The following is an 8,033-nucleotide window of genomic DNA, read 5'->3' as shown; positions in this document are numbered from 1 at the left end:
TGATCACCGACCGCAAGGACCTGCAGGCCCAGCTCTCCGCCACCGCGGAGCTCACCGGCGAGAGCGTCGAGAAGGCCGGCAACACCGCCCAGCTCAAGAAGCTGCTGGCGCGGGACGGCCCGGGCCTAGTGTTCGGCACGGTTCAGAAATACCGGGACCCGAACACCCGCGATCCAGACGCCGAAGATGACCAGGACGAGACGGACAACGATACGCCCACCGCCGGGCTGGACAGCGGACGCCGCGATGCCGCGGAACCTGGCGCTTACTCCAGGGGCGGGGTGCCGAAGAAACCTACCTTGAGCGAGCCCTTCGAGGTGCTCAATACCAGCGAGGACATTCTGATCCTGGTGGACGAAGCCCACCGCACCCAGGCCGGCGACCTGCACGCCAACATGATGCGGGCCCTGCCCAATGCCGCGCGCATCGGTTTCACCGGCACGCCCATCATCATGGGCGACAAGAAGCGCACCCACGATATCTTCGGCGAGTACATCGACCGCTACACCATCAAGGAGGCGGAGCAGGACGGCGCCACGGTGCCGATCCTCTACGAGGGGCGCACCGCCAAGGGGGCGATCAAGGATGGCGCCAGCCTCGACGGCCTGTTCGAGGACCTGTTCCGCGATCACACCAAGGAGGAGCTGGAGGCGATCAAGAAGAAGTACGCCACCAAGGGGCAGATCTTCGAGGCGCCGCAGCTGATCCAGGAGAAGGCCCAGGACATCCTGCGCCACTACGTCACCCATATCCTTCCCAACGGCGTCAAGGCCCAGCTGGTGGCCTATAGCCGCCGCGCCGCCCTGCGCTACTTCGATGCCCTCGAGCAGGCCAAGGCCGAGCTGCTGGAGGAGGCCATGGCGCTCTCCCCCGAGGACAAGGCCCTCGATGACACTCAGCTGTTGATCAGACCGCTGCGGGTCAAGGCGGCCATCCAGGCCTGGCGCTATCGCCAGGTGCTGCGCCAGCTCGAATTCGCCGTGGTGTTCAGCAGCAGCAACAACGACGACTCGGCCTGGGCCAGGTGGAGTGACCGCGCCGCCGTGGAGGCCCACATCAAACGCTTCAAGAAGCCGCTGCCGCCGCTGGATGGGACAACACCCCTGACCTTGCAACAACAGGACCCCACCAAGCACGACCCGCTGGCCTTCCTGATCGTCAAGAGCATGCTGCTCACCGGCTTCGACGCCCCCATCGAGGGGGTGATGTACCTGGACCGCTCATTGCGCGAGGCGGAGCTGCTGCAGGCCATCGCCCGGGTCAACCGCACCGGCCACGGCAAGACCCACGGCATCGTGGTGGACTACTTCGGTGTGGCCAACCACCTCAAGGAGGCCCTGGCGGCCTACAGCGAGGAGGACATCGAGGGCGCCCTGCAGAGCCTCAAGGACGAGATACCGCTGCTGCGCGACCGCCACCTGCGGGTGATCGATGTGCTGCGCGGCCAGGGCGTCGATGACCTGGACGACGCCGAGGATGCGGTGCAGGCCTTGGCGGACGAGCGCCTGCGCGCCGAGTTCATGGTCAAGCTCAAGGAGTTCAATCGCGGCCTGGACGACGTGCTGCCGCGGCCGGAGGGCCTCGAGTTCGTCAACGACGCCAAGCGGCTCGCCTATATCCACGCGCTGGCGCGCAACCGCTACAAGGACACCCCGGAGCTCGGCCGCGACATCGGCAACAAGGTGCGCAAGCTGATCGACGACTACGTGATCTCGCTCGGCATCGACCCGCGCATTCCACCGGTGCAGCTCACCGACGCTGAGTTCGATGCGCATATCGGCCGCCAGGTGGGCGACCGTGCCATGGCCTCAGAGATGGAGCACGCCGTGCGCTCCCACGTACGCAAGCACCTGGACGAGGATCCGGTAAAGTACGGCCGCCTAAGTGAACGCCTGGAGGAGCTGCTCCAGCAGCTCGACGGCCAGTGGCCAGAACAGGTGGAGGCACTCAAGACGTTGATCGATCAATTACGTGATGGTGCGACTGGTCCGGGTGAAGGCATTCCAGATATGCCTGCCCATGCACAACCCTTCTGGCGCGAGCTGATGGCCAGCGCCGGCCTGGAGGTGGAGCAGATGGACGCCGCCACCGCCCAGACGCTGATCGACACCACCGAGGAGGTGGTGGCCATGATCCAGCAGGAGATCGCCATCCCTGATTTCTGGAAGCCCTCGCATATCCCGGACCAGGAGCGCCTCAAGCAGCATCTGTTCAGCCAGCTGATGATGGGCAACCTGGTGCCGATGGAGCAGGCCGAGGCCACCGCCGAGCGGCTCTTCGACCTGGCACGCAGCAACCACGCCAGGCTGATCAACGCATGAATGTGCAGGTGACCCCGTGATGCAACTCGCCGTGGACGACCTCACCTTCGAGGTGCGCGAGAGCGCCCGCCGCAAGACGCTGGAAATCACCGTGGACCGCGAGGGTGAGCTGGTCATCGCCGCGCCCACCGGCACCGCCGAGCAGCTCCTGCGCGAGTTCGTCCTCGAGAAGCGGATGTGGATCTACCAGAAGCTGGCGCAGAAGGCCGAGAGCCGCCGTCGGCTGCCGCAAAAGGAGTACGTCAACGGCGAGGGATTCCTCTACCTGGGGCGCAGCTACCGGCTGAAGCGTGTGCCCAGCGATGCCCAGGATGCTCCGCTCAAGCTCGTCGCCGGGCGCTTCCAGCTGCGGGAGGACGCGCTGTCCGACGCCCGGGAGCACTTCGTGCGCTGGTACAGCACCCGCGCCGCGGACTGGCTCACCGCCAGGGTGAAGGAGCAGGCCCGGCGAATGGATGTTGAGCCCGCCGGCGTGAAGGTCCAGGACCTCGGCTACCGCTGGGGGTCGTGTGGCAAGGGCAACCGGGTCTACTTCCACTGGAAGACCATCCTGCTGCCGCGTCAGATCGCCGAGTACGTGGTCGTCCACGAACTGGTCCACCTGCACGAGCCACACCACACCCCGGCCTTCTGGCGCCGCCTGGAGCGCGCCATGCCTGACTATGAGCAGCGCAAGAGCTGGCTCGCCCGGCACGGGATCGAGGTGGAGGGTGTTTGATCTTTGCTGGGAAAGGTTAAGCTGCCCTACTTGGTGTCGCTCAGCGTAAGGGCAGCAATGTTATCGGTCTGCCCCCCCGAAGCCCGAATAAAAAACGCCTGTTAATCAATTTCGATCAAGCATCTATCGCTGACCCAGACCCCGCCACGGTCCTGGCATGCTCTTGCCTTTTGATAAATTTCGTCCAATGTCTCAGCCTCTGTCTTCTGCTGGACATATCGGAACGCCACCATTGAAGCGGAGGCCACCCCCATGCCCATTGGCTGCCGCGACTGGACATAAACATTCTCAGCACCGCATTCGCAGGCCTTGTGCTTATGCTTCGCGATTGAAGTATCTGGAGTATGAACAAAGCTTCCTGAGCTCGTCCCCTCAATGAAGCATAGCTCTTCAATCTCTCCATGCTGCTTAGCCTGGGACTCTGTGGCATAGACAGTGACGTTGCATTCGGAGCTGGGTATTGATGATTGCTGACCGTCTCCAATTGGCTGGACAGATGAACAGCCCGAGGCCAGAGCTACTGCCAAGAAGCATGTGGGAAATAATAAGCGCATGTTGCCTCCACAGTTGTTTTCAGTGAAAAGCTGGTCTGCTGTGCAGTCTAGCTTTTTTCCGCGCTCTGGCTGATGACGAATCAATCAGGATACAGCGGCCAGATATTTGCTGGCCGCCTTTGTCGAAGCGATTAGACGATCCCTAGTTTCTGCGTCAGGTCACGAATGCGAGCGTGCAGCTCCTCGTCACTCAGATGGGCATAAGGGCGCTCCGGGTCGGCTGTCTGCTCTTCGTCGAGCTGATAGGCCTGCCGCTCCCCCTTGATGAGCTTCATCATGGCGTCGATGCCGGCATTGAGGCTGCGCGAGAACTTGTCGTGGTTGTCATCCGAGATCTCCATGGTGGCCAGGTGTTGGGCCAGGCGCTCGGCGATCAACCGCCACTGGGCAATAGACTTACGGTGGGCCTCGACGATTGAGGCCGCATCGTCACTGGCCGCCTGGACAATTTGCGCATCATCTTCATGCGCGAGATCCGTGCGCGAACTGCGCGAGAGCTTGGCTCGGGTGGCGGCGCGTACATCTTCAGTAAGATCCCGCTGCCAGCCCAGGCTCTTGGCCTTGCTGCGAACGGTCGATTCGGGGATGCCGTGCTTGGCGGCGAGGTGGCGGATGGAGAGCTGCCCGGCGCGATAGTCGCGCTCAATAGCTTCCCAGTCGTACTTGCTCATGGTGCGATCCTCCCGGATGGCGTGGTGGTAGCCCCAGCTTACGCCGGGGCCGGTGATGGGTCGCAGTTATGGATCCAGGACTTAACTGCCAAGGGGATCATCGGCCCCGGTCAACTGCGCGATCTCTTCGGCCAACTGCTCTGCCTCGGCCTCCAGCCCGCCGATCTCCTCGGCGATCTGTGCCGCCTGCTGATCCGCGATTTCCTGCACCAAGCTGGGTTGCTTCTGGCTGAGGGTGTAAAGCTCATATTCGGCGCTATCGCGTAGCTGCTCCCACTCAGCTAGCAGGTTGAGGATGCGTTCCTGCAGGGTCTCATACAGTTGACGCAGATTGACCAGCTCAGCCTCGTCACTGAAGTCAAGGCTGCCCAGCCCCTGGCGCACCAGAAAGCCGTTGGGGTCGTTGGCAATCTCGCGCAGGCGTTCGATGTCACCACAATCGCGTGCTGCGTTGATTTCCTGAATCAGGTAATTATAGGTTTCCTGCTTATCCAGCTCATGGGCGAAGCGGTCAGGGTGATAAAGCCCAACCAGCTTGCGAAACAGCCCCTTGAGCTCTTTCTGTTCGTCGCCACTCAGGGCGCGGCTCTCGGCGGCTTCGGCGGCGGCTTCCTCATAATCGCGTTCAGTTTGGGCGCGGGCTTCTTCATAGTCCGGAGTCACCGCCTCGGCTTCTGCCTCGCCATCGATCAGCAGGGTATCGAGGTACTTGCGTCGGTAGTGGATCTTCAACCGCAACGCGTCCCGCCGCTCGTAATGGGGCCGGAGCCGCGTGAACAGCTCCGATTGCACCACCTCCACGCCACGATGCTCCTCGGTGTACTCGGCTTCCAGGTCCGCGAGCCGGATACGGGCGCTGGCGATCAGTTGTCGCAGAGTCTCCAACTCGGGATTACGAAACATCGCCAGTTCATTGCTATCGCTCGTCGCGACTTTGGCCACCATCGCTGGCTGCGAGGACGCTTGCGCTGAGTGGCTGAGCTGATCCAGATACCAACGGCCCATCTCGGCGCTGCGCTGGTTACTAGAGCTGGCGAGCCACTGCAGCCAGCCGTACATGTCCGAATCATTCAGCGCCTCCCGAAACCGACGCCCCTTGTGCTTGCCGAACGCGATGCGCGAAGGGAACCAAGGGGCGGTGGCAAACGCACTGATCGCCTCCCAGGTTTCCAGGCCACGCTCCTCAGCCAGCGGCCGCAAGACCTGCTGCATCAGATCGGCGACCGTCTCTACATCCCCTAGCGCAGTGTGCGCGCCGCGTTGCGGTAGCCGGTAAAACTGGCGCAGGGTTTGCAGCTTGTGGTTGCCGGCCGGCACCGGGTCCAGTAGACGCTGGGCGAGCCGCAGGGCGCAAAAGCCGGAGCAGCCTATGGGCGCGATACCGAGCCGTTGCCATTCAGGACGCAGCACGGCGTCGAGGTCGAAGCGCAGATTGTAGGCGACCAGCGGCTGGCCATCGACGTAGTCGGCGAAGGCCTCGTAGACCGCAAGCGGCGGATCGCCATCGCGCTCAAGGATCTCGCGGGTGTAGCCGTTGACGCGGGCGGCTTCGGGTGGAATGTCGGTGTTGTGGTTGAGTAGGCGATGGAAGGGTGGACCCTCCGGCTTCCAGCCGCGCATACGTTGAGCGGCCAATTCCACGGCATATATCGGTGCCTTGAGGCCTGTGGTCTCGGTGTCGAGCAGAATCCAAGAGGCATGGTTCATAGGCTCCTCAGAGGGGGCTAACGGTAGCTAACCTTCAGGTTGGCAGGCGCATTGTGAAGACGTAGCCTTTTATCGCAAAGAAGGAAGGTGAGTCCTGGCACAGGCGTCAGGTCCAGTTCACTGAGATTGTTATAGCGGCAAGAGAGTATGGTTAGCCTTGGCACTGGCGTCAGATCAAGCTCACTGAGGCTATTCCCTTCACAACTAAGATCGGTGAGTTCTGGCACTGGCATTAAGTTCAATTTACTGAGCTTGCTAAGCGAACAATAAAGCTTTATTAGCCTTGGCACTGGCGCCAGATCAAGCTCACTGAGGCTATTCCCTCCACAACTAAGCTCGGTGAGTTCTGGCACTGACGCCAGATCAAGCTCACTAAGGTTGTTATGCCTGCAAGAAAGCATGGTTAACTTTGGCACTGGCGTCAGGTCCAGTTTGCTGAGGTCGTTAACCCCGCAATCAAGTTTGGCGAGTTCTGGAACTGGCCTCAGGTCAAGTTCTTTGAGATTATTAACCGAGCAATCAATATTTATAAGTCCTTGAACTGGTGTTAAGTCAAGTTCACTGAGGTCGTTAATTCCGCAATTGAGTGTGGACAATCCTGTCACCAGCGTAAGATCTAGCTCGCGGAGGTTGTTATCCGAACAGTTGAGAATGGTCAGCCTCGGCACCGGAGTAAGATCCAATTCACTGAGATTGTTGAGTTCAAGGTCCAGGTCTACCAGTTTCGGCACCGGAGTAAGGTCCAACTCAGCGTGCGTCTTATTTTCGCTGAAATCGAGTTTAGTGAGGCCTTTTACAGGAGTAAGATCAAGTTCAGTAATGTTGGTGCCCCCACAACTGAGCTCTGTCAACCCCGGAACCAGCTCAAGGTCAAGTTTTGAGATGTTGTTACCCGAGCAATTGAGTTTTTTCAGCATCGGCGCCGATTTAAGATCAAGTTCAGTAATGTTGGTGCCCCCACAACTGAGCTCTGTCAACCCCGGAACCAGCTCAAGGTCAAGTTTTGAGATGTTGTTACCCGAGCAATTGAGTTTTTTCAGCATCGGCACCGATTTAAGATCAAGTTCAGTGAGGTTATTGCCGCTACAATTGAGTATCTTCACCCCCGGCACTGGCGTAAGGTCAAGTTCAACGAGTTTGATACCCCAGCCATTTCCTAAGTGAACGAGTTCGGTCAGCTTCGGCACTTGTGATAGGTCGATCACTCCAAGACTGACACGCATACAAGTCAAGACTTCTAGCATTGGCAAATTAGGGTGAAAGTCCGCTGAGGTGTTCGCCCTTGTATTATTCCATGATTTTTTGAAACCTATCTCACGAATAAGCAAACCGGACTCCCAACTATCTGGGATAAAAGGTAGAAGATCAAAATCCCATGGGACGCTGATCATGACGCCATCAACCAAGGAAAAGCTTATTTGGTCTATACATGGTTCATCACAGAAAGGTCGCTCCACCACAGTCTCAGAAAGCCTCTGAAGAACCTGCTTTGGCCTTATGCCTCCAGCCTCAGCCCAGCGCATGATCTGACGATAATCCGGGCCCCGCAGCAGATAGTCTCCGATCCGAAAACGTGCTGCAATCACATCTTGCGCCTTGGCGCGCGCCAAGACGTCTCGAGTCATCCCCTCCCTAACTCGATTGGTCCGCCGACCTGGCGTATCGAGCTCAGAACCTGGCCGGCGGACCAGTTGATTCTTCTTGTCGTCAGCCATGCTCGGCCTCCTGCTGCAGCGCTAAGCGCTGATCTAGCGTCCCAATTCGACCCAAAGCAATGCCAAGTTTGGATCGCTCGCCAGCGATGCCAGTCAACTTGTAGTGTCCAACACTTCCATCGCTATTTCACTTCTCGCCCATGGTGTCATCTATCCAGTGGATGGAGCGAGGCACGCTGCTGGTCGCCACACCGTCGGTCTTGCTGAACCATCGATTTATGTAAGCGGTCCATAAACCACATCTTCTGCAGATGAATAACCCCCGTCAGACTGGTGTCATCCGAATCCAAGGAGGACACCATGACTGAACTGACCTCGACACAGGCCTTCTGGCTGGGCCATCTGTT

At 59.6% G+C, this 8,033-nt stretch carries 6 protein-coding genes; 2 read left to right on the top strand and 4 right to left on the bottom strand.

Going from position 1 to position 8,033, the window contains the following annotated elements:
• Together ACFODV_RS15320 and ACFODV_RS15315 are read left to right on the top strand one after the other, a co-directional pair.
• Positions 1-2,321: type I restriction enzyme subunit R domain-containing protein (locus ACFODV_RS15320; RefSeq protein ID WP_379760971.1), on the top strand; the 2,321-nt coding region annotated here is incomplete at its 5' end.
• A 19-nt stretch (positions 2,322-2,340) separates the two neighbouring features.
• A complete protein-coding gene (locus ACFODV_RS15315) occupies positions 2,341-3,039 on the top strand; it encodes a M48 family metallopeptidase (RefSeq protein WP_379760973.1) in 699 nt (232 codons plus the stop codon).
• A gap of 685 nt (positions 3,040-3,724) precedes the next feature.
• On the opposite strand, the gene ACFODV_RS15310 is transcribed toward ACFODV_RS15315, so the two are convergent.
• The 4 genes from ACFODV_RS15310 to ACFODV_RS15295 form a co-directional block, all read right to left on the bottom strand.
• The gene (locus ACFODV_RS15310; protein WP_379760969.1) at positions 3,725-4,264 is read right to left on the bottom strand and encodes a helix-turn-helix domain-containing protein; all 540 of its coding nucleotides are present in this window, start codon (positions 4,262-4,264) and stop codon (positions 3,725-3,727) included.
• Positions 4,265-4,345: 81 nt separating this feature from the next.
• Complete coding sequence (locus ACFODV_RS15305; RefSeq protein WP_379760967.1) at positions 4,346-5,971, bottom strand: exonuclease domain-containing protein; 1,626 nt, start codon at positions 5,969-5,971, stop codon at positions 4,346-4,348.
• 17 nt (positions 5,972-5,988) lie between these two features.
• Complete coding sequence (locus ACFODV_RS15300) at positions 5,989-7,686, bottom strand: leucine-rich repeat domain-containing protein (protein ID WP_379760965.1); 1,698 nt, start codon at positions 7,684-7,686, stop codon at positions 5,989-5,991.
• A 146-nt stretch (positions 7,687-7,832) separates the two neighbouring features.
• A partial coding sequence (locus ACFODV_RS15295) for a hypothetical protein (RefSeq protein ID WP_379760963.1) occupies positions 7,833-8,033 on the bottom strand: 201 nt, incomplete at its 5' end.

Source organism: Halomonas tibetensis, assembly GCF_042643535.1.
In the GTDB taxonomy this organism is placed as follows: domain Bacteria; phylum Pseudomonadota; class Gammaproteobacteria; order Pseudomonadales; family Halomonadaceae; genus Halomonas; species Halomonas tibetensis.
This window is presented reverse-complemented; position numbering and strand designations above follow the sequence as displayed.